Raw genomic sequence first — 24,955 nt, 5'->3', positions numbered from 1 at the left:
TGCTTTTCCCTTGCAGGACTGGCGCTGGGGCCGGTCATTGATATCCGGGCAGTGGCTCATTGGGTTGCAGAGGTGCTGGCGCGTGCTCTTTCAACCATGGCCACGATGGTGGCGCAGAGTTCTTCCTGGGCTTGTGCGGGGGTGATTTCTCCCAGCGCCGCCGCGTGGGAAACCGCTTCGGCCGCACCCAGCATGGCGCGCAGCCCGGCCCTTGCGATCACGGCTCCGGCGGCGAAGGGTTCCAGAGCATGACGGCATTTCTCTAGGAATATTGCCTGGTAGTCGCGCTTGATGATCTCAAGCTCCGGCGAACTGGCCAGGGCGGCAATCACCCCGGGGATTTCGCGACCCTGCAACAACACGCAGTCGACGTAGGACGTGGCAATGACCGCTGCGCGGGCGGCAAGGGTCGGTTCGCTGGTTTGCAGGGCCTGTTCCATCAGCAGTGTCTGGCGCTGGTCGAAGTCCTGATACAGCGCCGCCAGGAGCACCGCTCGAGTGCCGAAATGGTCGTAGACCACCGGCTTGGTGACGCCGGCCTGTTCCGCCAGATATCCCAGGGTGAGCGCCTCGGTGCCGTGCTCACGGACAATCTGCCAGGCTACGGCCATCAGTTGTTGCAGGCGTTGCTCCCGCGACAGGCGCCGTCGCGGCGATGAAGTGGAATCGGTTTTCTGACTGCTTGACATGTCTATATACCAAAAGTAACTTATCGGCAGTAACTTACTAAAAGTATATAAAGCTCAATCCCCCAGCGCAATCCGTCCGCAGGAGTACTCGCCATGCATGCACTTATTGTTGTCGCCCATCATGATCCCAAGTCTCTCACCCATAGCCTCGCGGCGCAGATTGCCGAGGGGGTGGGGCGCGGTTCCGGGCATTCATTCGAGATTGCCGATCTCTGGGCTGAAGGGTTCGAACCACGCTTCGGTGCTGCCGATATTGCTGTGCATCGTACCCAGGTGCTTCCTCCCGCCGATGTGCTCGCCGAACAGGCACGGATCGACCGCGCCGATGCTCTGGTGCTGGTCTACCCGGTTTATTGGTGGTCCATGCCGGCGCTGCTCAAGGGCTGGATTGATCGCGTGTTCTCCAATGGCTGGGCCTTCGATTTTCGCGCGGACGCCAAGCTGGAGAAGAAGCTAGGGCGTCTGAGCGTGCACCTGATAGGCGTTGCCGGGGCCGACGTTGGCACTTATGAGCGACATGGTTATCTCGGCGCGATGCAGACCCAGATCGACCATGGAATCTTCGACTACTGCGGCGCCAGGGTGCTGACCTCGCAACTGATGTTTGACTCGGAGAGTGGCGATGTGGCGCCTTGCCTGGAGCGGGCACGAGCGCTAGGGCAGGCACTGTTCAGTACCAGCGCAGTCGTCGAGTCGGCGTGAGAAGGGGGCTGGAACCGTTTTCAACGCAGCCTCACCGAGTATCAAGGCTTTTCGTACAAAGCCTAGCCCCAGCAACACCAGGCAAAGGTGGACAGGCACAGCATCAGGGGCAGAGCGTCGAGAAAGTCATTCATACCCACACATTCCATTCAGGCAAGTGCCGGCAATTTAAGGTGAGCAACGTTGTCTGTCTGTTGCGATTCTGTGAATTTTCAGCGCATTTTCGTTTAACGGTGGACGGGCTCTCGCACTGCGGTGATGGGCAATTCAGGCGCATCATCTTGGCGCCTAAAAAGGTGCGAGAAGGCGTGACATGAAACTCAAATACTCAAAAAAAGTGTGGATATTTAATGACTTAGGTGATTTTATTTGCGTTTTTTTCTTCAAAATATCTTGTTACAGAATGTACTGTTCCGTTACTATAGCCCCGCGTTCACCTACCACGGTTTATGCATTTTTAGCCCCAAGTGTCCATCAGCTACTTGGGCTTTTTTTTGCCTGAAATTTGTCTCCGCCGCCTTTCTCGACGCACCCTTCCTACGCAAGCTTCAGAAGCCGGCCCGGCATCGCGGGCGACAATCCCGCAATTCAGTACTCCAGGATGTGCAGTCCTTCTTCCGTCTGTGGAAGCTCGAAGTAACGGCAGATCAGCTCGAATTGTTCCTTGCTGGTACTAAAGGGGTGGTCTCCCAGGCTGTTACGTTCCCGCAGTCTTGTCAGGCAGACATCCTCATCGACATTCAACAGGTGCAGTCGATGCTCGACCTGTGCTTGATCTGCCAAGGCTCGCAACCAGGCGCGTTGGGCCAAGGTATTGGCGGGGAAGTCCAGCACGACATTGTTGCCACCACGCAACAGACTGATCAGCAAAGGCTCCAATGCGTTTTTCAGGCGCTGGGCATGCAGCGCATAGTCAGCAACTGAATGAATAAGGCCCGGATACAACTGCGCCAGCCATTGGTCCTCACAGATCAACACGCTGCCGGGAGCCTGGGCCAGTCGCTTGGCCAGTGTGGATTTACCCGAGGCGATCTTGCCGCACAGCAGGTGTAGAACAGCAGGGGATGAGTGGCTCATGCTTGTCTCCTGGGGGGTTGCGCTTCAGAAGACGGGTGATAAAACCCGCCTCTGAGGCGGGTTGATTAGGGGTTGAACGACCGCTAGCCCACCTTGCTGGTGCAGGCGGTCATAATCGCGGCGGGGCGGGACTGAAGATTCAGGTTCATAGGCTTGAAACTTACACAACTGACGGAAAAAAGCACAGCGCAGAATAACGCTGGAGAAGCAGGTAGGCCCAGGCGATCAGAGCGTGGCCTGGCGCAGAAACTGCGCAGTAGAACTGAGAGGTAGTTAGCATTTGTTGTGTGTTTTTTCGATACAAAGGATCAGGTGCTGACCTATTCTGAATGGGAAAAATCCACAAAATTCCACACAGGCGATAAGCCATGCTCTCCACCAGCGAGCTTTGTCACATCTTGGAGTCCGGCTTTCTCCCGCTTTCCTGCGTCTGCAGCGTGCATCCCAGCGGCTCCCTGACGATCAAGATCTACGATGCCGATTCAGGCCGGGTGGATTTATTGTTAACCGGAGTCTCGACTGCCGAACTCACCAGTGTGCGCGACATCTCCAACCTGATCGGCGAGTTGCGTACTGAGCTCCGGGCAGGGCGCAGAGGCTTTGCCGGTGGTTTTACCAACTACGCTGGTTAACATCCCCCGGTTGTCATTGGTGACAGTTGAACATGTCATTCTGAACGCATAGTTTTGTGGCGTTCGCCCGGTATCTATGACTCTTTACCGGTTCATGGATGGCGAGGTCATGTGTACTGGGCGAACTCCGTTGGCTATCGATGTGCTTATTTCCAGCCCAGAGTCTGTAGTATCCCATTGCAGCGTCAGTATCTGGTCAATGAACCGGGACGCGGCATGCCATGACTTTTGACTCTTCGATCTGTCCTTGCGGATTGACTCGATATCAAGGAAGACCTACATGAACATAGGCAATACGCCTCCCGCCAATTACACCTACGCACAACTGTCAAAGGTGCTGGAAAACAACCGCACAGTGACCCAGGTCAAGGGCCCCGAGGCGCCAGTGGAACAGGCGTTTTCGACTCACCTGGAAACCGAGTTGACCGCCCCCCAGGACGACCCGCTTAAACTCAAACTATCGTTGAATTTTCTGGCTGAAGCTTGAGACCTGCCAAGGGCCCGCTTCGCGCTGAACGCATTGCATGGTTTGACTGGCGCCCCTCTCGAATGAGCTTGTGGTTGGTGATAAGTCTTTATAAATCAGTTGGTTGGATAAATTCTCCGTGTTAGTCTTGGCGCCGTTTAACAAGTCGACGCGATGTTTGGTGACCCTATCCAGGATGATCAGACCGCCGCTGTAGGCTGCTGATTTACTGGGTTTTTTTACACAGGACTCAGAGTGAAGGGAGAGGTTTTTTTGCCTGCTTCGACCTTGCTTCACAAGGACTGGATGTATATATTCCACACCCTGCTTTAAGCACTGGCCGGCCTGATGCCGATTGACTGTTCCAGTGCCGCGTGATCGCGCTACCGCCCGAATGGCGAAACTGGTAGACGCATGGGACTTAAAATCCCCCGCTCGTAAGGGCGTGCCGGTTCGATTCCGGCTTCGGGCACCATCTATTTCAAGGGCTTGCACGGTTTTTTTGAGTGAGCCTTATCCTGAACTGCTCCGCAATTTCAAATACTGCTCCGCAATTCACTTTGTAGGCGAGACCTTCTTACCTATCAGATTGCGAATGTAATGCTCGGTCATGACGACAGTTGTGTGCCCAAGCTGGTCGCGTGCCTGCAGAATATCTCCGCTAGCTTCGAACTTGTCCGTGCCTGCTTTTGCGCGCAGATCCCTCATTTGAAAATCAGCCTTTTTAACCCCGGCCGCCTCTCGAGCAAGGTCGAATCTTCTTCGTAGCATGGCCACCGTCAATGGTGTGCCATCTTCCAAAACGATCAGCCGCGTCGAGCGGAATTGGTGGGAGTCCTTCCTCGCCATTATTCGATCAAGAACAATCTTCAGTTCGCCAGTGATTTCGATGCGGCGCTTTGCTTTGATCTTTCCTTGCTGAACAGCTAAGCGGCCATCGCGAATATCGCGTTCATCCATTTTCAATGTGTCGGCAATGCGCTGACCGGTCAGATAGAAGAGGTCCATTGCGTCCTGGAGCCCGGCATCAGCTTTTTCGTAAACCCTCTGGAATAGTTCGTCTTCAACGTAGTTGTCTCGCCCCGTCTCCTTGTTACCCTTGATCCCTGTGCAGGGGTTGGCGAGAGCTGTATAGCCCTTGTTACGGGCATAGTTCCAGATCGCACTAAATAGAGCCTTCTCCCGATTGGCGCGTACAGGCGCCGATTCACGCCTGGTCAGATACTGCCTAATGTGTATCGGCTCGATGTTATCGAGTGGGCCTGGTGGATCATCGAAGAAGGCGAGAAGGTTTTTCATCTCTCTGAGGTTATCCTTTTGGGTGTTTACGCCCTTTGTCGGAACAATCTCCACTAGATATTTTTCTGCCATATATCGAAAGGTAATGACCTTTGCTACGGCCGCTGCTGAAGTCCGATCTCGCTCGAGGCGTGCGTACTCCATGATTGCAACCCCGTAGTCCTTTCCCAGGTAAATCTCTTTGCGCGGCTTGCCACCCAGTTCGTAAGTGAAACACACCAACTTGCCGCGCTTCCTTGTTTTACGACTCAGCTGGCTTGGGCCGTGACGGTTTTGTTGAATTTAGGTAACTTGGCATTTTCCCTTCACGGATGACGGATTCATGCCAAGGACGAATCGTATTGCAAAAAATGCCCTGAGCATCTCGCTGCTGGGCCTACTAGTCACTAGCACATTGGCCTTGGCAGAAACTCAAAAGGTGACCGATCTGTTAAGCAGTGGCTATGAGATCAAAGCCGCCTACCAGTCGCCAGCAAGAGTCGGCACGGTTCACTTTCTAATCTTGCAAAAAGGCTCGTCTGCGTTCCAATGTATGAGCTACGGCTCCGAATTAAGGCCGAAATTCTTCGACTATTCCAACACCTACTCTTGCGCAGAAGTTCAGGATCTGATTCCCGTCCAGCCTAACCTCGGGCAATGAACCAAAAGTGCATTTACGGTTATGGGTAACGCTGGATTTGGTCTAGGCCGCGCAGGTTCGGCAACGTCATTTATGGCCTTGGCCCCGTGTAGATGTTCCAGGCGAGGTAGAGCAGGGCGGGGAGGGTCATGGCTGCACCTCCAGATCGCGGCGGACTTGGCTGTATTTCTCGACATGCCCGCAAGGGTTGATCCAGCTGTGAACGGCCAGCTGATGGCTGCCGTCCCAACTGATGGCTGAGTAGGGTTCGCCGCGCGGGCCGTCGCACTGCTGGTAAATCCATGGGAGCGTCACGGTGATTGAGGCTTGGCCCGCGTGCTGCTCCCGGGCCGGGATGGTTACCGTTCTTTCTTCAGGCATGACTTCGTCCTTGGCCGCTATAGCGGCTGAATTAAATGTGGGGGAGGGGTTACTGCTGGGGAGGGGTGGGCAGCCGCTGCTAAGGGGAATTAAGGGGTGGTGAAAGAGGGCATGCTTCGACAAAAATCCACCCTGGAACTACTGTAATTGAAAGCGGCAAGGGTGGCCTCATCATGTTCAATCAATATCCAAATCAAAAATTTGCTCGGCGGCTGTTCTTTACAGGGGGGCTATTGATGCTGGGCGTAGCGATCGCCGTCCTTGTTAGTACTGATTGGGTTGGATTTTTATTGACTGTTGTGGTTTCGGGCATCTTTTTCATACCCGCGTTCATCCTTAGCGAAAAGGCCTTTGACCGCTTTGTAAAATCTGTGGACAAGATCAGCTTTCTAGCTCCCGTCATTCGATTTTTCAGCGGCTGAGTTAGATGAGAGTTCGATTTTTATGAGTGGAGTACAAATGTACTCCTGTCAGGATTTGGCTGGTTCAGCTTTCACGGCCAGGCCCTCTACCGCCTTTCTGTAGATGAACTTGATTTGGTCCCACGGGATGGTGTGTTTTTGCCCGTACTCGCCTTCAGCGTTGCAGATGTCGCAGCCCTCTGTGGGTTCCTCCAGCTCGCAGCATTCAGGGCATTCTGTGATAACTCGAAGCTTGAACTCCCCAAGTAGCAGGGCCTTGGCGCCGTTCTCCGCTGTAAGGTGGCGGGGCATGATGCGGTAGCCGTCGGGCACAACCGCAACCGGCGCGCTCGGCTCAACACCTCGTCCGCCGTCGCAGTTCTGCGCGTTGGTAGCCTTTCGGGGCTATCGGATCGCCGGTCGCCGTTAGTGGCAGCACGATTTTGTTCACCTGACTTTCTCTCACCCCACAGGTGTGGCCGGGGGCTGACCTCCCAGCGAATCGCCGGATAATCGTTAACGGCAGAGGTTGTTAAAGAGCGGCGCGGCTTTCGCTGCTGGGCCGGTATTGCGTTGGCTTGGAAGAAGTATTAGTCATAGGCTAATTTTATGTGGTTAGTTAATGCATAGCTATTTTCGATTAGGCATGAAAAAGCCCGCGCTAGGCGGGCTTTGCATTTCTGAAAATTCTTAACTGCAGCCTTTCAATCCGAATTGAATGACAGAAAGCGGAGTTGCTGACGTGTCTTGTGGCTGCAAAAATACCTTCCCATTCGAGGTTTCTGCCTTGTAGGAGATAGCGACCGCAGCGCCATTGTTTCCTGAGATGTAAAGAGTTGCTGTACCCTTTTTCGCTAGCAGCCAATCGCTATCAATGGATACCGAGTCTATTCGTGCATTTGCCATGCAGGATGTATTCAGCTTTCCAAGGTTCAGGACTATTGAGGTGCCAAGCTGGCGGACCAGCTTCTCGCTGGTTGTTTCAAAATCGTTGTGTTCGCTCCATGCTCTTGCCAGGAAGCCACAGATGATCAACAGGACCAGGAAAGCCCCAAGCTTTTTTATGAGAGACACTGATCAAGCTCCGTCTAAATCAAGGTGTCGCGATGATATCACCGCCAGCGTGACCTCGGTTTCCTGGAAGGAGAGGGCGATCTTCATCAGATCGTTGGTGCCTTGCTCATCCGCGCCGGCCTGCAGCAACCCGCCCCACCAAACCACGCGCTTGCTCAAATTTCTCTACACAGCCCCAAGCACCAGCCAGGTTGCCCATAAAAATGGCTCAACGTCATCAGCTCAAGCACGACAACCATCACACAGAAAGCTAAAAACCCACGTGTGAAGACGCGGCGAGGTTTTTGATAGGGTTGGTAATTGCAGAGTGAGCTGCAAAGATTTCCCAAGAACTCTAGAAACTCCATCAGGAATTAGCCCTACCTCATCAACTCACCCAAAAAGCGCGCGCTGCCATTGCTGCTCGCCGATGATGGCGATAGGTGTTCCAGTCTCTCTCAACTCCACCGCCTTCATTATTTTTGTCCCATAGGAACTGTGGCGCCATTGGTCATTTCCAATGCTGCCAACCACTAGGTAGTGAGTTTTTTTACTTACCCCTCCACCGATGATGCCGCCACGCTCTTCTACTAAGGCCTGGCAGTCTTTTCGAGGTCCGTAGGCCATGATTCCAGTGAAAACGAACAATCTGCCGTCCCAAGTGAGATCTGGTTCTGGACGATTGAAGGGAAGGTCGTTGGGCGTGCTGAAGGTTTGATCGCTAGCCTTTGGCTTTTCGGCACTCAGGCCCGAAAAGCTCTGCAGCAAGCCGATAAGCTCAAGGGACTCCTCTGGGTCTAGCACCCCATCCAAGAGCATGTTAGAGAGCCGCGAATACAGCAGGTTGATGACAGGATCATCAAGGTGAGTGAGATTCGTTTCAAGCCAGTCCTTGAGGAATAAGCCTTCGGCGGTAGACACGACACCGTCGGCGGCGAGGCCTGCTGCCAAGCCAACGAGAGCGTCAGCTGAGCGTCTATCTATCCTGGAGCTATGGAAATACTTGCTCCGCTCGAATTCACTGTGAATGTCAGTCATCTCAGTTCCTTTTAGATGATGCGCGATAGCGACTATAAATCCCTGCAACGACAGACGATTCCGTTCAGCAGGGGGAATCTGTAAGCCTCAATGCTTTTAACTGTGTTGAGCCGCGCTCCTTAATGAAGCGTCCTAACCTTGCGACTTTCGCCGATCCTGATTCGATCCAAGGCCCTGTTTAATCCATCCAGTGCGTCCAGGAGGGCTTTCGCTTCGACCTCCCTACCTTCACCCCAAAGCCTCTCGGCCATTCTGTTGAGGGCCTGGATGGATCGCTCGATATCAGCAGCAGTTGCTGCTTTGCTGTGCGATGGTTGTTTCTTTGGCATTCAACACTTCCGTGGAGCTTGAGGGTCAGCGAGCAAACATCCCCCACCAGAACACATGGCCCAGGATCGAAATTTGTTGCTCCTGGGCTTCGGCGAAGGTGTAGTCCTCATCCGGATGCTCGTCACGATTGAAGCTTCGCAGACGCAAACCAGTAGGCAGGCGGTAGACCTGCTTCACGCGTAGCTGGCCGTTGTGGTTGATCGCGTAGAGGTCACCGTCGACGATATCGCCAAACGAGTTCTTGCCGGTGTTCACGCCGACTGTAGCGCCATCACGTAGCACGGGGAACATACTGTTGCCGCGGGCGATCACACACTTTGCGTTGCTGAACTGCACATTATTACGGCGCAGATCGCTCTTGAAGAAGCGCAGCTTGGCGGTGTCACTTTCTTCGATCACAAACCGTCCAGAGCCAGCCGCCAGTTCCACTTCCCGCAGGAAAGGGACGTAGACCTCATCGTCATGGAGCGGGGTTGCGTCATCCCAGGTCTCGATGTTGGAGAGCTTGACGCCTGCCTTTCGTGAGGAGTCGTTGGTCACTGGAGCTTCAGCGACGCTCAGAATATCCCCCATCCGCTCACTCAACCCCCAGTGCGCAGGCGTAACGACATCCGAGAAATAAGCAATCAGCTCCATGAGCTTAGATTTGTCGATTCGCCCCGTCTTTACCCAGCCTTGGACAGAGGGGCCCGCCACGCCGAAATCTTCGGCGAGCTTTTTCTTTGTAACGCCTTTGGCGACCCGAGCTTGCTCGATGGCTGCGCCTAATTCTATTCCTGTAAGCATTGCCTAATTAAGCCTAGTCGGTTGTTGAGTAGGCAATGGCTTTTTATGGTTAGCTAATGCCTTTTTTAGCGCGTGACAAACCGGAGAAAATCCATGACACCAGCAGAAGCGGTTCGGAAGGCAGCCGGGATTTTGGGCAGCCAAATAGCGCTGGCCAGCCGTCTTGATGTTCGAACCCCAACTGTTAGCCAGTGGTGTTCGGGGGATCGGCCTGTTCCGGTAGCAAGGGCGCTTCAGATCGAAGCGCTCACATGCGGTGAAGTTAAGAGGGAGCAGCTTTGTCCCTCGTTTTCCTGGGGCGAGATGGTCGCCTGAGCGACTGCCCATCAGCCTACTCAGTAAATCCAGATTAGAAGAGAGCGAGCTCCATGGAAACGTCCAGTTCCAGACATGCCTTACAAACCCGTGATCAGGTTCTGGTCGCCCACGCTCAAAACCAGATCGCCCGCATCAGCTTGAGCCAGGACGATTTCGCCCAAGCATTGAGCCGGGAGATTTGCCTGCGAGTTCCCGCCGCGAAGATCGTTCAGACCAAGGTCCCGGACTTCGAGGAGCTCGTTCGCCTAGACGACGTAAGCGAGTTCGTGAAGGCCACCGGCCGCTGGCTGTCTGGTGATCAGGAGATTCCGTCCTGGTTGGAGGAACCGTGGGTCAACGCGTTGGAGCCGAAGTTCCGCGATTACTGCATCAACGAACTGGCCTGCCGCCACGGCTTGATCGGCGCCCGCCAAATGCAGAGCGAGCAGTGGGCCAATAAAAGCTTCGGCGCGTTGGTTAGTGCGCTGGGTGACGTGATCGATACCAGCAGCGAAGTTTTCGATGACCAGATCATGAGTGAAGAGGACATACCGCACCTACCGGCGTTCGCCAGGGAATGTCGGCAGGTTGAAGCGCGGCAGAGGAGTTAGGGCGTAAGGACGGCTGGTTCTACAAAACCATGGAGGAGTGGGAGGCCGACACGGGGGTGACGCGTTCGGACCAGGAGAGTGCGCGCAAGAAGTTGGTCAAGGTAGGGGCGCTGCAGGAGATGAAAAAGGGCGTCCCGTGCCGTCTGTTTTACCGGGTCAACATCGACGCCATTCGCGCAAACTTGTCTGCGGAAAACCCGCAATCCAGTTTGCAGGAATCCTGCAAACAAGGATGCAGCAAGCCTGCAAGCAAGCGTGCTAGAAAGCCGCAGGCTATTACAGAGATTACCCCAGAGATTACGGCAGATACTTTGCCGCCCAGCTCTGGCGAGCCGGCCGCATCCGGCGGGTTGGTGGTACTTGATCGCATTGAGGTGCCCCGAATCGAAGTTCCCGCCGACATGCCGGGCCCGAAAGACCAGGCCTGCAAAACCTTCAAGACCTGGGCGAACTACGCCATGGTTTAGGTCGGTCCACTGCGCGCTCTGCGCACCTGGCCACGATCGGCAAGGTACTGCGCGCCATCGACACGCTGCCGTTCCAGGTGCAGAAGTTCGGGCACTACCTGCACCACCCGGTGATGAACATGAAGCACCTGCTGAACGCAGTCCTGCTGAAGTAACGCGAAACGCACACAAAACCCTGAACCCGGCCACTGCGCCGGGTTTTTTATTGCTCCGATTTCACCTGTAGCCAGGACAGTCCTCGGGATAGCCTGGACGTCGATAGCCGGATAGTGTGACGTACGGAATCAACACAGGCAGCCCGCGCACTCTGCTCCATCAACGCTTACAGTGTGGCGCGAGACTGGAGTTGCGAGATCGATGCGCTGAGGTGTCGACGCCGGGAATTTTATCGAAAGAATGAGATTTATAGGGATGAAACGTATCTCGTAAAATACTGGTTGAATAGACAGTGTTTTGTTGAGATAGTCACTCCACTCCTCGAGTACATAGGATGCGAGTATCAGCTTTATGAAGGTGCTGATCTGCATGTGACCGAGTGAAGGCTTTGAGCCTCGAGCTATCGCCCTTGAGCGACATGAAAGCGGAATCATCCGCGACAAATCATTCGACTCAATAGGGCAATCCAAATGAAAAAGATTATCAGTGTTTCCCTGCTCGGTTTGTTGGCGCTTTTTGGTGCCAGCATGAGTGCCTTTGCTGACACAGCAATGTCCTGGAACTTGGCAAGGGATGTAATTCTGGCAAAGGAGAGTGCCCCACAAGGTTCTCCTTGGTCGTTTATGCAGAACTCGTCTGGTGTGAACAAGGCCGAAAACTACGTCCCGCTGCCGTACTTCAAAGCCGACTCATGCAGCAACCTCCCGGCTACATGCTGGATGGATCAAGTATCTGGGGCACATGTGTCGGTTCACCTGAAACCTTACACCTACACGGCAAACGGCAGCTTTACCATTGCAGCTGGTGACGTGGCATTTCACCCAGGCCAGAGCAGCCAGACCGTCATCCGTTGGACCAGTCCTGTGGTGGGCGAGGTCAATATTCTCGGGCGAGTAAGCAGTATTCACAATAGTTGTGGTGATGGCGTTGCCTGGTCTTTGAATCAGGGGGATACGGTTCTTCAGTCCGGTAGCTTGGGCAGAGGTAACGGTGCTGTCTTTTCGGCCAGCAAAGTGCCTGTCACCAAAGGTTCTGCTCTCTACGTGGTCCTCGACAAGAAGGCCAACTACGTCTGCGACACCAGCACCATCGACATGCTCATCACCAGATAAACAGATGGTGCTCAGCCGTATCAGGCTGTAGTCGCCAACTGACTGAAAGCCAAGAGCTTCAAGCCATCGCCTTTGAGCGACATGAAAGCGGCACTATCCGCACCACTCATTTCACTCAAAAGGTATATCTCATGACTCAAGTTACTGTGGGTAGCAAGTTCATCAACCAAGTAGGTTACAGGCAATACGTCAATGCTCTTGTAGAGCCTGCGGCAAACACTACTGGCATCGTCATTCGTACGGTCTCAGCATGCGGTGGCCGTTTGTATGCGGATACCGTGAAGCCGCCTCTCAGCCATCGAATGGATAGCTACCCTGCAATTTTTGCGGCGTCGTCCGGTTCCAACTTCGACACTCTTCCTTATGAGCTGGTGGTTCCGGCTGGGCTTGGTATTTTCTGGGCCCCTGGGAATGACAACTCCAGCGTATGGATGACCTACGACAACCTGTAAGCGTTCATGAGCGTCCGGCTTTTGTGCCGGACGTTCTGCTTCCTGCAAAAAAAGCATGAAATGCTCAATCCCATTGAGCTTCCGATGCCCCCCTTTTTTCTCGAATCATGCCCACGGAGTCGAGCGCATGGAGTTTCTGTACCGCCTGCTCGACAGGCTTGATACGCGGTTTACCGCGGGATTGGTTGGTGCGTTCGCCGCGAGCTGGTGGCACCGCGATGACCTAGTGGACCGAAAAGCCTGGGCCGTCTTCATTTTCTCGGGTGCTGTTTGCGCCCATTATTTGACTGGACTGGTAAGCGCTTACCTGGGAGTGGTTGAGCCCCGCAGCGTTGCCGGTATCGGTTTTCTGCTCGGCACCTTCGGCGGCTCGTTGATCGCTGCCATTACCCGAGCAATCAAAGCTGCTGACCTTTGGGCGTTCATTCGTTCGAAGTTTGGGGGAGGTGGCACATGATCCTGGAACACGTTGCAACGTGGTCGGCTGGCCTGATCGCGCTATGGGCGACTTGGTGCTGCTTGAGTGGGAAGGTCCGCGACGGGGTGCTAGGGAAGTTGATCTACGCGACTATCGCGCTGAGCGGCTACGCGCTCCTGGTACGCAACGATAGGCTGATCATGTCCCAGTCGGTGGCCGAGGCGACCTTATACGCCTCCCTGGCCTTGGCCGGCGTTCGGCACGTCTTCATGGTCACGTACTGGCAGAGGGTGAAGGTCTGGCTGTGCCGGGCTCTGAACTGCGAGCACTGTTTGAAGGATTACCGGTATGGGCCAGATGGTGTTGAGCGGCGTCGTTCACGTTAGCTGATGACGCCCTCAAACGGACCTTCCCATGGTCAGCCTCGGGTACGTATCCACTCATCTGCTACATCGCCCATCGTCACTGGCTCGCCGCTTTTGATCCAAGCCATGAAGGTGCGATTGAATTTGAATGCGTCGCCGCACTCTCCAGTCAGGAACTGTCGCACCTTTTGCGTATTTCGATAGTTCTTGTCCAGCGGCGTGTTACGGGTAATTGGCCCTGCGTGCCAGTCGAAGCTCATTTCCTTTTCCTTGGATGGCGGCATAAGTCGCGAGCTTAACAGCGCCCGCACCACAAATCACGGATGCGCCATTTTGTGGTGCGGATATCGCGAGAGGTAACTTCTATGCTGCATGGGCACGTCCACACACAGACCCAGATCATGGTGAGTGGTAGTGGGGAGCATTAGTAGGGCGATGAGGATGATTGCTTTAGTCGAGCGCTGCATTATCGATTTCCTGTGATTTAAGAACTCGATACCCAGTATCTAGATCAACAGAACTGGAATAACTCAACTCAATGCAGTTTATCGATGTTGGGCTATCCCACAATTCAGAGGCAATTTAATGACAACCAAGCAACCCGACTGGGAGGTGACCGAACGAGCCTCCCGGACAGGGCTCCAGTCATGTCTGAGATCGTCCTGATTCACGTATGCGACACTGTGCTATCTCACGGGAATGGAATGTTTACAAATGGTCCAACTGTTAGCGGTGTCCGGAAGCATTCGCGCAGCATCTTCTAACTCCGCACTGCTACGTGCGGCTGAGGTGCTGAGCCCTGAGGGGGTGTCGATCAAGCACTATCTGGCGGTCGGTCAATTACCGCACTTCGATCCGGACCTGGCTGATGATCCGCCGCAGATCGTCGCAGAGTTACGGGCTTTGGTGGGTAAGGTAGATGGCATCCTTATTTCGTGCCCTGAGTATGCTCGTGGAATACCTGGTTCTTTCAAGAACGCCTTAGATTGGCTTGTGGCCAGCCATGAATTTCCTGATAAGCCGGTTGCACTGTTTAACGCTTCACCTCGTGCGAGTCATGCCCAAGCGGCGCTTCGGTTGGTGCTGAACACCATGTCCGCAATAGTTGTCGAGCCTGCGTCGATAACTGTGAATCTGCTCGCTAAAGGAATGGATGAGGCGGGCATCGCAGAGAACCTAGAGATCAGTAAGCAGATCGTCTCAGCATTGGTTGCATTCAAGAGCCACATTGAGGTCATGTCGGAATCGCGAAGGTGAGCGAATGAACAGGCCTGTGCCTACCCTCTCACTGCTTGAGCTAACCAATCTGTCCGACCTCGGTATCCGCTTGGCCCCAGCCCTTGAAGTGTGGGAGTGGATCCAAACCGAGATCCTCGCCCACATCGGCAGCATCCACAACGAAGACCATACCCACCTACTGGATGCAGACATCCGGGTTATGTGGGCATCGTCGAGCTTCGAGAAGCAGGGGCGGATAGTTCTTGGCCAGGCCGAGCAGGTAGCGTTCCGCGCCGGCGGTTGGGTTCCCAGGCAGACCAACAGTACGCCGTTGCTGAGTACAAGCTGGAGCCAGACGAGAATGTCCCCGCTACCCCGCACCTATGAAGCGCCGGTAAGGCTGACGCCAAAACAGGCGAACATTTACGTGTGGGGCTTCCAGCGTAGTGCGTGGTTCCGCGATGCCGTGTGTGGTCGCCGATTTGGTAAGACCTTCCTCGGCAAGGCAGAGATGCGCCGCGCGGCCCGCCTGGCTGCGGAGTGGGGCGAAAGCGTCGAGGATGAAATATGGTACGCCGCCCCAACACAGAAACAGGCTCGCCGGGTCTTCTGGCGTCGGCTCAAGCAGGCTATCCCCCGTGAGTGGCGTGAGTACAAGCCGAACGAGTCGGGCATGCTGATCACGCTCAAGAGCGGGCACCTGATTCGCTGTGCCGGCTTGATGGTCAATATCGACCAGTGCCCTCAGCTCACTCTCTGCCTCGAGCGGCAGACCTACAACGACAAGGGCGAGCCTGACAAAGATCCGAAGAAGGGGCACGACCACATGAACGATGCTGCTGGCTACTTCATTGCCAAGCGTTATCCGATCAAAGCGATCGTCACCTCTATCAAAATGGGATACGCCCGATGAGCAACGACGTCTCCTTCAAGCGGGCGGATTACATATGCGCAGCCCTTGCCCAATACGCTGGTCAAGGAGGCCATGGCCGACAAGAACCAGATGATGATCGAGTTGGGTGCTCGCATGGTCGTGGCGTCTCTGTCATCCAAAACGGCAACCGAGGCCCGCGGCGATCAGTCTGCATCGACTTCGGTCCTTGCCGGGTGTGTGGCCAACGCCAGCGAGGCCTACACCAGGGCGCTCATGTGGTGCTGCGCGTACATGGGCATCACTGACAAGAAGGTCGCCTACCAGGTCAACCAAGAGTTCGTGGAGCTGACAGCTGATCTGCAGATGATCACCACGCTCGTCGGGCTCTGGCAGAACGGCGGATTCGCGAAGGCTGATCTGCGGGTCTACCTGCGTAAGCAGGGGCTGATCGCTCCTGAACGCACGGACCAGTAGCACTGTCTTCAGAGGTGCTGTACATGAGGGCTGCTACGGCCAGCAAGGGTCAATTGTGCACTGCATGTGGAACTCGCCGGAGACCACATATGACGGTGTTTACAGCACGCCCCCCCCCAGGGGTTCATGTCGCTGCTTTCAGATCGCATGCCTTCTTGTTCGTACATAGACACTGCTGAATACCCATACCCGTTCAATCCACAGCTGTAACTACAGCGTTCGAATGCGCCCGCCCAGTCGCGGGCGTTTTTGTTCCTACGCTCAACCGCGCCATGGCCCGCTGGAAGATCGATTCCCGCCTGCGTCAGGCTGCGTTTCTGGCGCAGGTCGGTCATGAGTCGGGCCAACTGTGCAACCTTGTGGAAAACCTCAACTACCGCGCCGACCGTATCCGCCAGATAGGCCAGGCCTCCGCTGTTGGCAGCCGGTGGCGCTCGTTGGTGCTGCGGGCGGATGAACTGGGCGGCAAGCCGGAGCACTTCGGCGATGCTGTTTACGGCGGGCATATGGGCAATGGCCCGGAGGCCTCTGGCGATGGTTTCCGTTACCGCGGGCGCGGGCTGATTCAACTCACCGGCCGCAGCAACTACCGCGCAGCCGGTGAAGGCCTGGGCCTGCCGCTTGAAATCCAGCCCGAACTGCTTGAGCAACCAGAGCAGGCCGCTCAGTCTGCCGCGTGGTGGTGGGCGCAGCATGGGCTCAACGAGCTCGCCGACGCCGGCCGCTTTCCAGACATTGGCAGCATCATCAACACCGGGCAGCCAGGGCGGATTCCAAATGGCGCTGCAGATCGCAAGGAGCTGTATGACCTGGCGCTGAAGGTGCTGGTATGAACGCCCTGGCGATAAAGGTTGGCGGGGTCGCTCTGGTGCTGCTACTGCTTGCCCTGGCAGGTTGGGCGCTGACGGACTCATACAACCAAGGCCTGTTGGCAAAGGACAAAGAGTGGCAAGCGCGCTGGAATGCCCGTGACGCCGGCGACAAACAGGCTTGGGCCCTGGTCTTTCCTTGCTTAACAGTCTGACGGCCACGCACGACACCTTCAAAGTGGAGCATTCCCTTGAGCTGACGCTTGCTGAAGTCACGTAGCGCCGCACCAGCGCGGTATATGCTCATTGTTACCCCAGACACGTCCATCGGCGGCGACCCAGCCGGCCACGGTCTCGATGCTCGCGGCTTCTGGGGATTGCTGCATCACGACTTTTTTCAGAAATGACTTCGTCCTTGGCCGCTATACCGTCTATGCAGTGGAGAAGGGAGGGAGGTATCGTGTCCTTGGGCAAACAGCAGCTGCGAGTTGGTTGTTATAACTTCGTCACTCAATATTAAGGATTGATCTTGTGCCGAACTCAGTGATTATCAAGAGGAAGGTATTGTTCGGCGACTGTGATCCGGAGGGGATTGTCTATACACCTAGGTTTTCGTACTTTGTGGTTGAGGCCGTTCATGATGCACTTACAGTTTGGCTGTCCGGTCCCGGATTAAGAACGCTGCTAGGTTTTAATTTACTGCCTCCAGCAAGGGCCTTCTCGCTAGAGTTTCTTCATCCGGTCACTTGGGATGACGAGCTTTCAATTAAGGTAAGTGTTTCCAGTGTTGGGCTTCACTCGTTCACATTTTTAGTCGAGGGCAGTTTGACACCAGATGTTATGGCATTTACTTCTAGCCTTACACACGTTTGCGTCTCACCGATTACCAGAGAAGTTATTGAGGTTCCTTTGCAACTGCGGGCGTTACTCCAGCCATGAGCGTTATAGTCGATTGGACGAGACAGACTGGGCGTGGCGCGTGCGGGCTTAACCTTTTTCCAGCTCACCCAGTTTCCTGGCGTGCAGCGCGTCACCACTGAATTGCGTGCTGCTGATGCCGTCGGCCAGTTCTAGAGGGGATTGTTCATTAGCCTTTCTGGACGATCGTTGCACGCAAGAGCGTCTCGAAGGAGAATGGCGGGCTTCTAATCACGGTCATTAGGATCAGTTCTGTTAAATCAACGAGCTGATATCAGGCTAGTGGTCGGGCATGTCAAGCGAAATACCGTTTGGTCTGAAGTTTACTTCTCGGGGGGTAAGCACCTTGCTAATGAATAATCTCGGTCTAGATGTTCTCGAGAGAGTTGAGTGTTGTAGAGGTATGACCGGGGTTTTCCTGCGATTCAGATCTTGTTTGTCCAATAAGGCCACATAAAAAATGAAAGCAAAAGTAGTGCTCATCGTTTCGCTAGGGGTTATGTCGTTGATTCAAGCATCCCTATCCTTCGCGGATAATGCCAATGGAAAAAATCTCTATCTGCAGCGATGCGCTATGTGTCACGGAGCAGATATCAAGGGGACGGGGCCATTGGCAAATAAAAGCAATCCGCCCACGCCTGATCTAACGACATCCGCATTTAAAAAGCGCCTAAATGATTATCCAGGCGTTATTGTTTCATCAGTAATACTGCGACCCAATGGCGACTTGATTCCAAGAACTTTACGGGAGAATGGTGTAAAGCTATCGCCATTCTCTTGGCGGGTTAATGATTTTCGCGATTTAAATCAATATATGAGTGGTGTGATTTTAAAAAGCCGATGATTTTTAGAGGAGGCGCGGGTACAGAGCTCTAAGGGGGCGCGGCATCCTTCATTGCCAGTGACTGATCATGTACAAGTGCATGAGATACTCGGGTGTGCAAGGCTCACAGATCTATGGTGAGTGCTCTGCTGGAGTCAAGGGCTCACGAGCAACCGAGATTGGTTTGCGAGAAGTCCAGGTTCGCGGTGAGCTTGAAATAGACAGGAAGTGTATTGGTGGTGCATAGCTGAATGCTCCTGTATGTGAAATGCAAAGCCCGGCCAAATGCCGGGCTTTTGTATTAATCAAAGCGACTCGGCTTCTCTATTTTGTAGAGCAGGTACTCTTGAGTGCGATCAGTGAGTTGTCTGATGGCGCGATGGGAGAGGCGCCCGCCGATTTTTTCCATGGCGCGTTGAGAGCGAACGTTCTGGCTGTCAACGTGAAACCAAACAGTGTCCACCCATTGAAATGCATGGGGCAGCATTAAATGTTTCAACTCTCTATTGGTTTCGCCTCCCCAACGATCACGAGCCAGGAAGGTGTACCCGATCGTCACTTCTCGTTTCTTCTCATCGAATTCGTAATAGCGAGAGGAGCCAATCACTTGGTTATGGCTGCGATCGATAACGATAAGCGCGCCTTTTGAAGCAAGTGCCTCGTTAAACCAATGGTGAAAAACGGACTCCTGATAGCGCGTTGGACAAGGTCTTAGCCTATCCGATAGGAATGATGACTTCGGATCCGCTTCGCCTCTGGCGCGACAATACACCGCACTGGCGCAACCGACGTGACTGGTCTTTTCTGTTTCGGGTCCTTTGGCGTGCTCGCGGACCGATCTGGCGGTAGGTGCGTGAGGGACGGGTGTTTGAGCCTTCAGCGGGTAATGGCCTGGCTACAGGGGCGAACACGGATAGTTATCATTGTTTCGATCAAGGAGATCACATTGAAAAGGAAAATGTTGGCGGCTTCGCTGCTGTTGTGGATGTTCTCACTGACGGCGCAGGCGGATTGCGCCGTACTGGGGCCTGGGGAAGATCCCTGTGCGGGACCGGTTCTAGGGCCTACGGTTTGCGAATGTCCCTGATATTGGCTTGTGCCCTCGACAGGGGGGGCATGGATTGCTCGTCTACTGACCAGGAGGTTACAAATGAAGAAAGTCATGTTGGCTGTACTGCTGCTTTGTGGTTTTTCCCTGACTGCCCAGGCCGCGTGCCCGGTATTTGGCCCATCCAAGGACCCGTGCAGTGGCCCGGTGTTTGGTCCGTCTACCTGTGAATGCCCTTAGGCAGGTCATCTGGCAGGTCCGGTTGAATCCGGACCTGCTTTCTGAAGCTGGTACTGTCCACTCCCGAGCAGGCTTTTAAGCGGCTCCCTTAGAACCCGCCCTGAGCGGGTTCTTTATTGCCTTGAGAAAACATCGGCAGGCGCTCCAACCGAGCGCGGTAGACGGTATGTGGTGTTGACTGCACTTAAACGGAGAGTTTCTGATTAAATGAGGCTGGTTTTTTCAGGAGGTTCTTTTGTTATGGAAAATGTGTTCCGGCAGCCATTGTTCGTAGTTGGCATGACCTTGCTTGCTGTAGGGATGGGAACCTCGAACCCCGGTTTTTGGATACCCGGGAGCGTCTTTATGATTATCGGTTGGTCGCAACGGCAGAAGGATTGAGGTGGCTGCTGTGTGAGTGCGTTGACAGTTACGCGCTAGTCAGAGCTCATCAGGTAGTTGTATCGGCTAAATCGGTCCTGCTTTTCACTGAACCTCATTCACGGAGCAAAACATGAGTGCTATCAACCGCGCGGTCCTGGACGACCTGGCACCGCAAGGCGTGCTGCGGGCCGCGATTAACTTTGGCAACCCAGTCCTGGCGCAAAAAGGTAGCGATGGTTCGCCGCAAGGTGTGTCGGTCGCCTTGGCAGAAGCTCTGGCTGAAGAACTCGGCGTAAGTTTGCAGTGCGCCACTTTCGATGCTGCCGGCAAGGTCTTTGCGGCGCTGGAGGAGGGCGTCTGGGATGTCGCTTTTCTGGCTATCGAGCCGGTGCGTGAGGAGCAGATCGCCTTCAGCGAGCCATACGTCATCATTGAGGGCACCTATCTGGTGGCGGCGGATTCACCTTTCCAGGCGGTCGAGGATCTCGACCAGCCAGGCCTGCGGTTGGCAGTGGGCAAAGGCGCGGCCTATGACCTGTTTCTGTCGCGTACGTTGAAACATGCTCAGCTTGAACGGGCGGAAACCTCGGCGGGTGCGATCGATCTTTATCTTCACCAGCATCTGGATGCGGCGGCCGGCGTGCGCCAACCCCTGGAACAGATGGCGGCAAACACTGCGGGTTATCGTGTACTGGAGGGTGCGTTTACGGCTATTCGTCAGGCCATGGCAGTGCCGCGGCAGCGGGAAGCAGGCGCGACCTATGTCAGGGACTTCATCAAGCGCAAGAAGGCCGAAGGATTCGTCAAGGCCGCACTGGCCCGGAGCGGGCAGGCCGATGTGACTGTCGCGCCTCTTCAATAGCGGCGTATTGGTCATATCAGATCCATGTCGACGGCAGGTGCGTTTCTCTTGCAGGACCTGTGGGGGAGGGGAGTGACTGTTGGAGACGTCCTCCCAATCAGGATTTCAAGAGCGTTCAACCTTCTTCGCAACTCAGGGCTTTTTGCGTGAAGGCAGCAGCATGCCAACCTGCTGTTTATAAGCCAGGTACTGCTTGCCAAAGACTCTGGCCATGTCTTTCTCTTCGAGATGGGTTCCCACGAATATGTAAGCGGTGCAGGTCAGTGCGAACACGAGGTGTCCGATAGTCATCTCAGGCGTTGCCCAGAAGGCGATGAGAAAACCCAGGTACATGGGGTGGCGAACAACTTTGTAGAGACAAGGCGTAATGAAGTTCAGGGGCTCGGGCTGAGTTTTGTAGAAACCACGGAAAGCCTGTTTCAAACCAAACAACTCCAAATGACTGATCAGAAACGTCGTCAGTAATGCGAGTCCCCATCCCGCCCAGTACAAGCCGTTCAACAACGCCCTGAGCACCTCGGACTGAGCGCTCCATACCTTGGCCGGGATGGGTTGCCACAGGATGAACAAGAGGATCAGCATCAGGCTGCTGCATAGAACATAAGTCGCTCGCTCTATGGGGGCGGGAATGATCCTGGTTATTTTTTTCTTGAAGCCTTCGCGGGCCATGACGCTGTGCTGGACCGCGAACAGGGTGATAAGGGCGATATCTATAACTGTTGCAACCAGCCCATGGCGATATACCCCTGAGTCAATGTTTTTTGGTACCAACAACGAACCGAGAAAACCAATCAAGTAGAGGAAGGTCAGGAGAAAAATCACGTAGCTGCAGATGCTGTAGAGCAGATAAAGCAGGTTTTTGGCAGTGTTTCCGGTTGTTTTTTTCGGTTTGTAGTCCGCGTTCATGAACGATTCCTTTCGGTCATGGCGGAGACTGCAAACTTGCGCCCAAAGTGGAAACTCAATTAATCGACGCTTAAACCTAGCACTGATTGTCGCTTGCTGTTCCTTGGCTGTTTCAGCGTTGTCCCGGATCCGGCTGCACTAGATGCCGCCAGGGAAATACTTGCCGGGCAAAATGCTTTCTCTCCTGCTTCCTCCATCAGCATGCCGGCTTTCTGGATCAGCGAGGCATTGTGATCCTGGGGCTCGCTGGGGCGAACCGACAGCGACCTGAGAATGGGAAAGTTCACGTCGCTGTCCAACAAGGGCGTGAACTCCCATTCGCGGGTGCCGTTTGCCCCTTGGTCCGGGCCGGAAAAGGCCAGGGAACTGAGGGTGTCGGCCACTGCCTGGTCGGCGAGGCATTCCAGGGTCCAGGCAAAGGGCTCTTCCCACAGCTCGCCATGAAACTCCAGATGCAGGCCACCACGTATCGGGGCCAGGGCCAGGTAGTTGTAGTCACTGACCCACAGCGGCCCCGTCAGGTCTTCTGGGTGGTCGTCGCGCTCGGTTGCCTGGTCCCGGGTGAAGTCATGGATGCGTTGCTGTAGGGCCAGCAAACGCTGGTAGCCCGGCGAAGACAGAGGGGTGGACATGGTTGGAATCCGCTGCTGGGTGGGGCCGGGCTGAGCCGCTGGCGAGGGGCGTCGATGATAAGTCCTGGCGCCTGCCTGAGTCTTGGTCTGGCAGAGTGCCTTACACATTTTTTCAACAAATTAGCCATGCCCCCGGTTGCACAGGGAGCGCTAGGATCGCCTTTTCATGCTCGGGTCTTGTGGCCCTTTCGGAGCGTTACCCCATGCAACAAGGACCATTGCCTCATTCATCCACTGGACTGTTAGTCAGGGAGATCACCTTGGTGGATGTCGAGCGGTTGCAGGCGTTCTTCGTTGAGAATCCGGACTACTTCCACATTGTTCACGGCTGTGCACCGCAGCCGGACGAAGCCCGCGATGAAATCGATGACCGCTTGCCAGAGGGCTGGTCCTTCACTCGCAAGTGGAAGATCGGTTACTTCGACGGGACAGGTGCCCTGGTGGCCATGGTCAGTATCGTCAGCGATCTGCTGGCGCCCGGGGTCTGGCACGTGGGTCTGTTCATGGTGGCCAGTTCGCTGCGGGGCCGGGGCATTGCCCGGCAGCTGCATCGCGAGCTTGAAGACTGGGCGGCCGGAATGGGCGCGCGCTGGCTGCGCCTGAGCGTGGTGTTCGCGAACGTGCGGGCCGAGGGCTTCTGGAGAGCCTGTGGCTATGTTGAGGCTCGTACCCGCGATGGGATCGAGCTAGGCCAGTTACGGCACCGGGTGCGCATCATGATCAAGCCGCTGTCCTGGAACGGTTCGCAGCGCAGGGTGAAGCCTCTCGGGCATGAACTAAAATCGCTGTCACCAGTCCCATGGGGCATCTTTGACCAATCGGGGGAAATACCGTGAAAACTCGTCTCGCAACGCTCTGCGCCGCAGCTCTGGCTTCGGCCCTGCCGATTTTGACCGAGGCTGCCCAGGCGCAGGCGCCCGCCCCTGAGCCGACCTATCAGAGCCAGGTGGCGCGCTATCAGTGCGAGGGTAATGTCCGCATCGATGCGGCCTATCTGAATATCGACAATGGCACCTCGTTTGCCACGCTCTACTACAAGGACCAATTGATTCCCATGCACATTGCTCGCTCGGCTTCCGGCGCGCTGTATGTGGCAGACGACGAACAGAACAGCTTTCGCTGGCACACCAAGGGCAAGCTGGGCGTGTTGTCGTTCCTGGAGGCAGATCACACCGCCAAGGAGCAGCAACTGCTCAAGGACTGCCAGGAGATTGATCCGCAGTAACAGCTCCCCCGCAGAGGGGCTTGAGGCAAAAAAAAGCCCGCGCGAGCGCGCGGGCGAACTGTAGTTGCTTGAATGAGCGAAGCAACTATACGCAGACGGAGTTAGCGTCTGGGTGAAAGAAGTTTCATCTTGCTCAGGGTGTGTTTTGTCGGCAAAAACGAGCCGTTGCCGGATCTGTTCTAACCTGAAATGGCGAGTTAAAAATCCCTTCAGGAAGAGAGGTGGGCATGGCAACACAACAGCAACGCCCTTATGAGCAGGAGCGCAGTGACGAGGCGGCGCAGTACCAGGTCGAACACAAGGAGCCGCCACCGCAAACCTGGAAACACCCGGACGATGGCAAGAGCCTGTCGGAACTGGACGAAGAACGGCCCTTGAAGCCCTGATCCCAAGCCCCGCTCCAGAGCGGGGCTGTTGTGTGTGGCGACGCCATTGTTGCCCATGACCGACCCTCACCGTCGCTCTGATACCATCGCCAGCCTTAATGTCCCGGGAATTCGGGACGGAATGTCTGTTCAAGGGAGAAATACATGATTGTCACCACCACCGCCCATATCGAAGGTCGGGAAATTGCCGCGTATCTGGATATCGTCAGTGCTGAATCCGTCCAGGGTATCAACGTGGTCCGCGATCTCTTTGCCGGCATGCGCGACTTCTTTGGTGGTCGCTCTCAGACCTTGGAGCGCGCCTTGAAGGAAGCGCGGATCCAGGCCACCAGTGAAATCAAGGAGCGGGCCCGTCAGTTCAACGCCGACGCAGTGGTCGGCGTGGATTTCGAGATCAGCATGCCTTCAGGGCGTGGCGGCATGGTGGTGGTGTTTGCCACCGGGACCGCCGTCAAGCTCAAGTAACGTTCTGCCCGACTTCCTGCTGCCCGACTTCCTCCCGTCCTCCCTGGACTCAAGCACCCACTGGGGTGCAGAGCTCCACCAGGGTGCCATCCGGACAACGCACGTAGGACACCGTCTGCCCCCAGGGTTTGCTGCTGGGGGCCGCAAGTTCCTGTGCGCCCTGTTCCAGGGCTCGGGCATGGGCTGCATGGACGTCGTCGGTCACCAGTCCCAGTTCCATGCCCAGGGGTTGCGGCGAGGAATGGGCGGCGACGTGGCCGGCCTTGAAGTTCAGTTCTGCCAGGTCGTGATCGGCGAAGGCCAGGGAATCTTCGACCTTGGGCACATAGATGATGGTGTAGCCGAACTGCATGGCGTGACG

At 55.3% G+C, this 24,955-nt stretch carries 38 protein-coding genes, 1 tRNA gene and 3 pseudogenes; 27 read left to right on the top strand and 15 right to left on the bottom strand.

The genetic code is table 11. The annotated features are described in order from the left end of the window. Positions 1–56: 56 nt before the first annotated feature. Complete coding sequence (locus tag LOY69_RS17370; RefSeq protein ID WP_102882579.1) at positions 57–689, bottom strand: TetR/AcrR family transcriptional regulator; 633 nt, start codon at positions 687–689, stop codon at positions 57–59. A gap of 93 nt (positions 690–782) precedes the next feature. Between LOY69_RS17370 and LOY69_RS17365 the strand changes: the two genes are divergently transcribed. Next, positions 783–1,391 (top strand): NAD(P)H-dependent oxidoreductase, encoded by a 609-nt coding sequence (locus LOY69_RS17365; RefSeq protein ID WP_213665387.1) that lies wholly within the window; start codon positions 783–785, stop codon positions 1,389–1,391. A gap of 588 nt (positions 1,392–1,979) precedes the next feature. On the opposite strand, the gene LOY69_RS17360 is transcribed toward LOY69_RS17365, so the two are convergent. Beyond that, positions 1,980–2,468 (bottom strand): AAA family ATPase, encoded by a 489-nt coding sequence (locus LOY69_RS17360; protein ID WP_110652714.1) that lies wholly within the window; start codon positions 2,466–2,468, stop codon positions 1,980–1,982. Between the two features lie 368 nt (positions 2,469–2,836). Between LOY69_RS17360 and LOY69_RS17355 the strand changes: the two genes are divergently transcribed. The 3 genes from LOY69_RS17355 (at position 2,837) to LOY69_RS17345 (ending at position 4,041) form a co-directional block, all read left to right on the top strand. Then, positions 2,837–3,100 carry a DUF1652 domain-containing protein gene (locus LOY69_RS17355; RefSeq protein ID WP_102863157.1) on the top strand — a complete coding sequence of 88 codons (264 nt, stop codon included), beginning with the start codon at positions 2,837–2,839 and terminating at the stop codon, positions 3,098–3,100. 280 nt (positions 3,101–3,380) lie between these two features. Continuing rightward, positions 3,381–3,587, top strand: coding sequence for a hypothetical protein (locus LOY69_RS17350; protein WP_102882582.1), 207 nt, complete (start codon positions 3,381–3,383; stop codon positions 3,585–3,587). 367 nt (positions 3,588–3,954) lie between these two features. Continuing rightward, positions 3,955–4,041, top strand: a tRNA-Leu gene (locus LOY69_RS17345). Positions 4,042–4,121: 80 nt separating this feature from the next. Here the strand turns inward: LOY69_RS17345 and LOY69_RS17340 are convergent. Then, positions 4,122–5,117: a tyrosine-type recombinase/integrase gene (locus LOY69_RS17340; protein ID WP_265074907.1), complete on the bottom strand. Its 996-nt coding sequence runs from the start codon at positions 5,115–5,117 to the stop codon at positions 4,122–4,124. Positions 5,118–5,187: 70 nt separating this feature from the next. On the opposite strand from LOY69_RS17340, the gene LOY69_RS17335 reads away from it, so the two are divergent. Then, complete coding sequence (locus LOY69_RS17335) at positions 5,188–5,505, top strand: hypothetical protein (protein ID WP_265073294.1); 318 nt, start codon at positions 5,188–5,190, stop codon at positions 5,503–5,505. Between the two features lie 126 nt (positions 5,506–5,631). Here LOY69_RS17335 and LOY69_RS17330 read toward each other — a convergent pair whose 3' ends face one another. Further along, on the bottom strand, positions 5,632–5,865 hold the full coding sequence (locus tag LOY69_RS17330; RefSeq protein WP_265073293.1) for a hypothetical protein: 234 nt from the start codon (positions 5,863–5,865) through the stop codon (positions 5,632–5,634). 173 nt (positions 5,866–6,038) lie between these two features. On the opposite strand from LOY69_RS17330, the gene LOY69_RS17325 reads away from it, so the two are divergent. After that, positions 6,039–6,287, top strand: coding sequence for a hypothetical protein (locus LOY69_RS17325; protein WP_265073292.1), 249 nt, complete (start codon positions 6,039–6,041; stop codon positions 6,285–6,287). A 48-nt stretch (positions 6,288–6,335) separates the two neighbouring features. On the opposite strand, the gene LOY69_RS17320 is transcribed toward LOY69_RS17325, so the two are convergent. From LOY69_RS17320 to LOY69_RS17295, 6 genes are all read right to left on the bottom strand, one after another. After that, positions 6,336–6,599 carry a hypothetical protein gene (locus LOY69_RS17320; RefSeq protein ID WP_265073291.1) on the bottom strand — a complete coding sequence of 88 codons (264 nt, stop codon included), beginning with the start codon at positions 6,597–6,599 and terminating at the stop codon, positions 6,336–6,338. Positions 6,600–6,956: 357 nt separating this feature from the next. Further along, on the bottom strand, positions 6,957–7,340 hold the full coding sequence (locus LOY69_RS17315; protein ID WP_110652666.1) for a hypothetical protein: 384 nt from the start codon (positions 7,338–7,340) through the stop codon (positions 6,957–6,959). 3 nt (positions 7,341–7,343) lie between these two features. Continuing rightward, entirely contained in the window at positions 7,344–7,499 is a 156-nt protein-coding gene (locus LOY69_RS17310) for a hypothetical protein (protein WP_181433946.1), read from the bottom strand. Between the two features lie 213 nt (positions 7,500–7,712). Beyond that, entirely contained in the window at positions 7,713–8,357 is a 645-nt protein-coding gene (locus LOY69_RS17305) for an NAD-dependent DNA ligase (RefSeq protein ID WP_110596580.1), read from the bottom strand. 119 nt (positions 8,358–8,476) lie between these two features. Continuing rightward, the gene (locus LOY69_RS17300; RefSeq protein ID WP_110596581.1) at positions 8,477–8,686 is read right to left on the bottom strand and encodes a hypothetical protein; all 210 of its coding nucleotides are present in this window, start codon (positions 8,684–8,686) and stop codon (positions 8,477–8,479) included. Positions 8,687–8,711: 25 nt separating this feature from the next. Further along, positions 8,712–9,473 carry a helix-turn-helix transcriptional regulator gene (locus LOY69_RS17295; RefSeq protein ID WP_213665326.1) on the bottom strand — a complete coding sequence of 254 codons (762 nt, stop codon included), beginning with the start codon at positions 9,471–9,473 and terminating at the stop codon, positions 8,712–8,714. Positions 9,474–9,566: 93 nt separating this feature from the next. Between LOY69_RS17295 and LOY69_RS17290 the strand changes: the two genes are divergently transcribed. The 7 genes and pseudogenes from LOY69_RS17290 to LOY69_RS17260 all read left to right on the top strand — a co-directional run bounded on the left by LOY69_RS17290 (position 9,567) and on the right by LOY69_RS17260 (position 13,372). Next, the gene (locus LOY69_RS17290) at positions 9,567–9,788 is read left to right on the top strand and encodes a transcriptional regulator (protein ID WP_265073290.1); all 222 of its coding nucleotides are present in this window, start codon (positions 9,567–9,569) and stop codon (positions 9,786–9,788) included. A gap of 53 nt (positions 9,789–9,841) precedes the next feature. After that, the gene (locus LOY69_RS17285) at positions 9,842–10,381 is read left to right on the top strand and encodes a hypothetical protein (RefSeq protein ID WP_265073289.1); all 540 of its coding nucleotides are present in this window, start codon (positions 9,842–9,844) and stop codon (positions 10,379–10,381) included. Between the two features lie 320 nt (positions 10,382–10,701). Beyond that, a pseudogene (locus LOY69_RS17280) lies at positions 10,702–10,842 on the top strand (phage replication protein); the annotation flags it as partial. Positions 10,843–11,474: 632 nt separating this feature from the next. Next, on the top strand, positions 11,475–12,116 hold the full coding sequence (locus LOY69_RS17275) for a hypothetical protein (RefSeq protein ID WP_110596583.1): 642 nt from the start codon (positions 11,475–11,477) through the stop codon (positions 12,114–12,116). Positions 12,117–12,247: 131 nt separating this feature from the next. Then, positions 12,248–12,568, top strand: a complete 321-nt coding sequence (locus tag LOY69_RS17270; RefSeq protein WP_041117060.1) for a hypothetical protein — start codon at positions 12,248–12,250, stop codon at positions 12,566–12,568. Between the two features lie 127 nt (positions 12,569–12,695). Beyond that, positions 12,696–13,025: an MFS transporter gene (locus LOY69_RS17265; protein ID WP_110596584.1), complete on the top strand. Its 330-nt coding sequence runs from the start codon at positions 12,696–12,698 to the stop codon at positions 13,023–13,025. After that, complete coding sequence (locus tag LOY69_RS17260) at positions 13,022–13,372, top strand: hypothetical protein (protein WP_262379748.1); 351 nt, start codon at positions 13,022–13,024, stop codon at positions 13,370–13,372. Before LOY69_RS17265 ends, LOY69_RS17260 begins: the two co-directional genes overlap by 4 nt. A 32-nt stretch (positions 13,373–13,404) precedes the next feature. Here the strand turns inward: LOY69_RS17260 and LOY69_RS17255 are convergent, their stop codons facing one another. Further along, positions 13,405–13,611, bottom strand: coding sequence for a DUF6434 domain-containing protein (locus LOY69_RS17255; RefSeq protein ID WP_110596586.1), 207 nt, complete (start codon positions 13,609–13,611; stop codon positions 13,405–13,407). A 454-nt stretch (positions 13,612–14,065) separates the two neighbouring features. Here LOY69_RS17255 and LOY69_RS17250 point away from each other — a divergent pair, with 454 nt between their 5' ends. From LOY69_RS17250 to LOY69_RS17220, 7 genes and pseudogenes are all read left to right on the top strand, one after another. After that, entirely contained in the window at positions 14,066–14,608 is a 543-nt protein-coding gene (locus tag LOY69_RS17250) for an NADPH-dependent FMN reductase (protein WP_110596587.1), read from the top strand. Positions 14,609–14,612: 4 nt separating this feature from the next. Continuing rightward, a pseudogene (locus LOY69_RS17245) lies at positions 14,613–14,873 on the top strand (putative metallopeptidase); the annotation flags it as partial. A gap of 621 nt (positions 14,874–15,494) precedes the next feature. Next, positions 15,495–15,914 (top strand): annotated as a pseudogene (locus tag LOY69_RS17240) (DUF4055 domain-containing protein); the annotation flags it as partial. 275 nt (positions 15,915–16,189) lie between these two features. Further along, the gene (locus tag LOY69_RS17235) at positions 16,190–16,750 is read left to right on the top strand and encodes a glycoside hydrolase family 19 protein (protein ID WP_265073288.1); all 561 of its coding nucleotides are present in this window, start codon (positions 16,190–16,192) and stop codon (positions 16,748–16,750) included. Next, on the top strand, positions 16,747–16,941 hold the full coding sequence (locus LOY69_RS17230; RefSeq protein ID WP_110596589.1) for a hypothetical protein: 195 nt from the start codon (positions 16,747–16,749) through the stop codon (positions 16,939–16,941). The genes LOY69_RS17235 and LOY69_RS17230 overlap by 4 nt, the downstream gene beginning before the upstream one ends. A gap of 316 nt (positions 16,942–17,257) precedes the next feature. Further along, entirely contained in the window at positions 17,258–17,665 is a 408-nt protein-coding gene (locus tag LOY69_RS17225) for an acyl-CoA thioesterase (protein ID WP_102882589.1), read from the top strand. Between the two features lie 439 nt (positions 17,666–18,104). Continuing rightward, on the top strand, positions 18,105–18,488 hold the full coding sequence (locus LOY69_RS17220) for a cytochrome c (protein WP_265073287.1): 384 nt from the start codon (positions 18,105–18,107) through the stop codon (positions 18,486–18,488). A 280-nt stretch (positions 18,489–18,768) separates the two neighbouring features. On the opposite strand, the gene LOY69_RS17215 is transcribed toward LOY69_RS17220, so the two are convergent. Beyond that, positions 18,769–19,239, bottom strand: coding sequence for a GNAT family N-acetyltransferase (locus LOY69_RS17215; protein WP_170004001.1), 471 nt, complete (start codon positions 19,237–19,239; stop codon positions 18,769–18,771). 174 nt (positions 19,240–19,413) lie between these two features. Here LOY69_RS17215 and LOY69_RS17210 point away from each other — a divergent pair, with 174 nt between their 5' ends. From LOY69_RS17210 to LOY69_RS17200, 3 genes are all read left to right on the top strand, one after another. Beyond that, the gene (locus tag LOY69_RS17210; protein ID WP_003083582.1) at positions 19,414–19,554 is read left to right on the top strand and encodes a PA0050 family protein; all 141 of its coding nucleotides are present in this window, start codon (positions 19,414–19,416) and stop codon (positions 19,552–19,554) included. A gap of 63 nt (positions 19,555–19,617) precedes the next feature. Continuing rightward, positions 19,618–19,755, top strand: a complete 138-nt coding sequence (locus LOY69_RS17205) for a PA0050 family protein (protein ID WP_240322014.1) — start codon at positions 19,618–19,620, stop codon at positions 19,753–19,755. A 493-nt stretch (positions 19,756–20,248) separates the two neighbouring features. Next, the gene (locus tag LOY69_RS17200) at positions 20,249–20,980 is read left to right on the top strand and encodes a transporter substrate-binding domain-containing protein (protein WP_265073286.1); all 732 of its coding nucleotides are present in this window, start codon (positions 20,249–20,251) and stop codon (positions 20,978–20,980) included. A gap of 132 nt (positions 20,981–21,112) precedes the next feature. On the opposite strand, the gene mddA is transcribed toward LOY69_RS17200, so the two are convergent. Continuing rightward, positions 21,113–21,886, bottom strand: a complete 774-nt coding sequence (mddA, locus tag LOY69_RS17195) for a methanethiol S-methyltransferase (RefSeq protein WP_265073285.1) — start codon at positions 21,884–21,886, stop codon at positions 21,113–21,115. A 59-nt stretch (positions 21,887–21,945) separates the two neighbouring features. Continuing rightward, positions 21,946–22,518 carry a hypothetical protein gene (locus LOY69_RS17190; RefSeq protein ID WP_265073284.1) on the bottom strand — a complete coding sequence of 191 codons (573 nt, stop codon included), beginning with the start codon at positions 22,516–22,518 and terminating at the stop codon, positions 21,946–21,948. A gap of 203 nt (positions 22,519–22,721) precedes the next feature. On the opposite strand from LOY69_RS17190, the gene LOY69_RS17185 reads away from it, so the two are divergent. The 4 genes from LOY69_RS17185 to LOY69_RS17170 all read left to right on the top strand — a co-directional run bounded on the left by LOY69_RS17185 (position 22,722) and on the right by LOY69_RS17170 (position 24,594). After that, a complete protein-coding gene (locus tag LOY69_RS17185; protein WP_213665320.1) occupies positions 22,722–23,354 on the top strand; it encodes a GNAT family N-acetyltransferase in 633 nt (210 codons plus the stop codon). Then, positions 23,351–23,743: an MliC family protein gene (locus LOY69_RS17180; RefSeq protein ID WP_102882596.1), complete on the top strand. Its 393-nt coding sequence runs from the start codon at positions 23,351–23,353 to the stop codon at positions 23,741–23,743. Before LOY69_RS17185 ends, LOY69_RS17180 begins: the two co-directional genes overlap by 4 nt. 227 nt (positions 23,744–23,970) lie before the next feature. Then, positions 23,971–24,129, top strand: coding sequence for a hypothetical protein (locus LOY69_RS17175; RefSeq protein WP_162884058.1), 159 nt, complete (start codon positions 23,971–23,973; stop codon positions 24,127–24,129). 144 nt (positions 24,130–24,273) lie between these two features. Then, entirely contained in the window at positions 24,274–24,594 is a 321-nt protein-coding gene (locus LOY69_RS17170; protein WP_102863244.1) for a YbjQ family protein, read from the top strand. A 49-nt stretch (positions 24,595–24,643) separates the two neighbouring features. On the opposite strand, the gene LOY69_RS17165 is transcribed toward LOY69_RS17170, so the two are convergent. Further along, positions 24,644–24,946, bottom strand: coding sequence for a VOC family protein (locus tag LOY69_RS17165; protein ID WP_213665319.1), 303 nt, complete (start codon positions 24,944–24,946; stop codon positions 24,644–24,646). Positions 24,947–24,955: the final 9 nt, after the last annotated feature.

The organism is Pseudomonas sp. B21-059 (assembly GCF_026016285.1).
In the GTDB taxonomy this organism is placed as follows: Bacteria; Pseudomonadota; Gammaproteobacteria; order Pseudomonadales; family Pseudomonadaceae; genus Aquipseudomonas; species Aquipseudomonas danubii.
This window is presented reverse-complemented; position numbering and strand designations above follow the sequence as displayed.

Coding starts and splice junctions, on each gene's coding strand:
- LOY69_RS17265 (WP_110596584.1), top strand. CDS start 12,696: ATGGAGTTTCTGTACCGCCTGCTCGACAGGCTTGATACGCGGTTTACC.
- LOY69_RS17205 (WP_240322014.1), top strand. CDS start 19,618: ATGAAGAAAGTCATGTTGGCTGTACTGCTGCTTTGTGGTTTTTCCCTG.
- LOY69_RS17255 (WP_110596586.1), bottom strand. CDS start 13,611: ATGAGCTTCGACTGGCACGCAGGGCCAATTACCCGTAACACGCCGCTG.
- LOY69_RS17295 (WP_213665326.1), bottom strand. CDS start 9,473: ATGCTTACAGGAATAGAATTAGGCGCAGCCATCGAGCAAGCTCGGGTC.
- LOY69_RS17350 (WP_102882582.1), top strand. CDS start 3,381: ATGAACATAGGCAATACGCCTCCCGCCAATTACACCTACGCACAACTG.
- LOY69_RS17165 (WP_213665319.1), bottom strand. CDS start 24,946: ATGCAGTTCGGCTACACCATCATCTATGTGCCCAAGGTCGAAGATTCC.
- LOY69_RS17335 (WP_265073294.1), top strand. CDS start 5,188: ATGCCAAGGACGAATCGTATTGCAAAAAATGCCCTGAGCATCTCGCTG.
- LOY69_RS17355 (WP_102863157.1), top strand. CDS start 2,837: ATGCTCTCCACCAGCGAGCTTTGTCACATCTTGGAGTCCGGCTTTCTC.
- LOY69_RS17330 (WP_265073293.1), bottom strand. CDS start 5,865: ATGCCTGAAGAAAGAACGGTAACCATCCCGGCCCGGGAGCAGCACGCG.
- LOY69_RS17290 (WP_265073290.1), top strand. CDS start 9,567: ATGACACCAGCAGAAGCGGTTCGGAAGGCAGCCGGGATTTTGGGCAGC.
- LOY69_RS17185 (WP_213665320.1), top strand. CDS start 22,722: ATGCAACAAGGACCATTGCCTCATTCATCCACTGGACTGTTAGTCAGG.
- LOY69_RS17250 (WP_110596587.1), top strand. CDS start 14,066: ATGGTCCAACTGTTAGCGGTGTCCGGAAGCATTCGCGCAGCATCTTCT.
- LOY69_RS17190 (WP_265073284.1), bottom strand. CDS start 22,518: ATGTCCACCCCTCTGTCTTCGCCGGGCTACCAGCGTTTGCTGGCCCTA.
- LOY69_RS17300 (WP_110596581.1), bottom strand. CDS start 8,686: ATGCCAAAGAAACAACCATCGCACAGCAAAGCAGCAACTGCTGCTGAT.
- LOY69_RS17220 (WP_265073287.1), top strand. CDS start 18,105: ATGAAAGCAAAAGTAGTGCTCATCGTTTCGCTAGGGGTTATGTCGTTG.
- LOY69_RS17170 (WP_102863244.1), top strand. CDS start 24,274: ATGATTGTCACCACCACCGCCCATATCGAAGGTCGGGAAATTGCCGCG.
- LOY69_RS17370 (WP_102882579.1), bottom strand. CDS start 689: ATGTCAAGCAGTCAGAAAACCGATTCCACTTCATCGCCGCGACGGCGC.
- LOY69_RS17365 (WP_213665387.1), top strand. CDS start 783: ATGCATGCACTTATTGTTGTCGCCCATCATGATCCCAAGTCTCTCACC.
- LOY69_RS17275 (WP_110596583.1), top strand. CDS start 11,475: ATGAAAAAGATTATCAGTGTTTCCCTGCTCGGTTTGTTGGCGCTTTTT.
- LOY69_RS17270 (WP_041117060.1), top strand. CDS start 12,248: ATGACTCAAGTTACTGTGGGTAGCAAGTTCATCAACCAAGTAGGTTAC.
- LOY69_RS17230 (WP_110596589.1), top strand. CDS start 16,747: ATGAACGCCCTGGCGATAAAGGTTGGCGGGGTCGCTCTGGTGCTGCTA.
- LOY69_RS17325 (WP_265073292.1), top strand. CDS start 6,039: ATGTTCAATCAATATCCAAATCAAAAATTTGCTCGGCGGCTGTTCTTT.
- LOY69_RS17360 (WP_110652714.1), bottom strand. CDS start 2,468: ATGAGCCACTCATCCCCTGCTGTTCTACACCTGCTGTGCGGCAAGATC.
- LOY69_RS17235 (WP_265073288.1), top strand. CDS start 16,190: ATGGCCCGCTGGAAGATCGATTCCCGCCTGCGTCAGGCTGCGTTTCTG.
- LOY69_RS17200 (WP_265073286.1), top strand. CDS start 20,249: ATGAGTGCTATCAACCGCGCGGTCCTGGACGACCTGGCACCGCAAGGC.
- LOY69_RS17305 (WP_110596580.1), bottom strand. CDS start 8,357: ATGACTGACATTCACAGTGAATTCGAGCGGAGCAAGTATTTCCATAGC.
- mddA (WP_265073285.1), bottom strand. CDS start 21,886: ATGAACGCGGACTACAAACCGAAAAAAACAACCGGAAACACTGCCAAA.
- LOY69_RS17175 (WP_162884058.1), top strand. CDS start 23,971: ATGGCAACACAACAGCAACGCCCTTATGAGCAGGAGCGCAGTGACGAG.
- LOY69_RS17260 (WP_262379748.1), top strand. CDS start 13,022: ATGATCCTGGAACACGTTGCAACGTGGTCGGCTGGCCTGATCGCGCTA.
- LOY69_RS17285 (WP_265073289.1), top strand. CDS start 9,842: ATGGAAACGTCCAGTTCCAGACATGCCTTACAAACCCGTGATCAGGTT.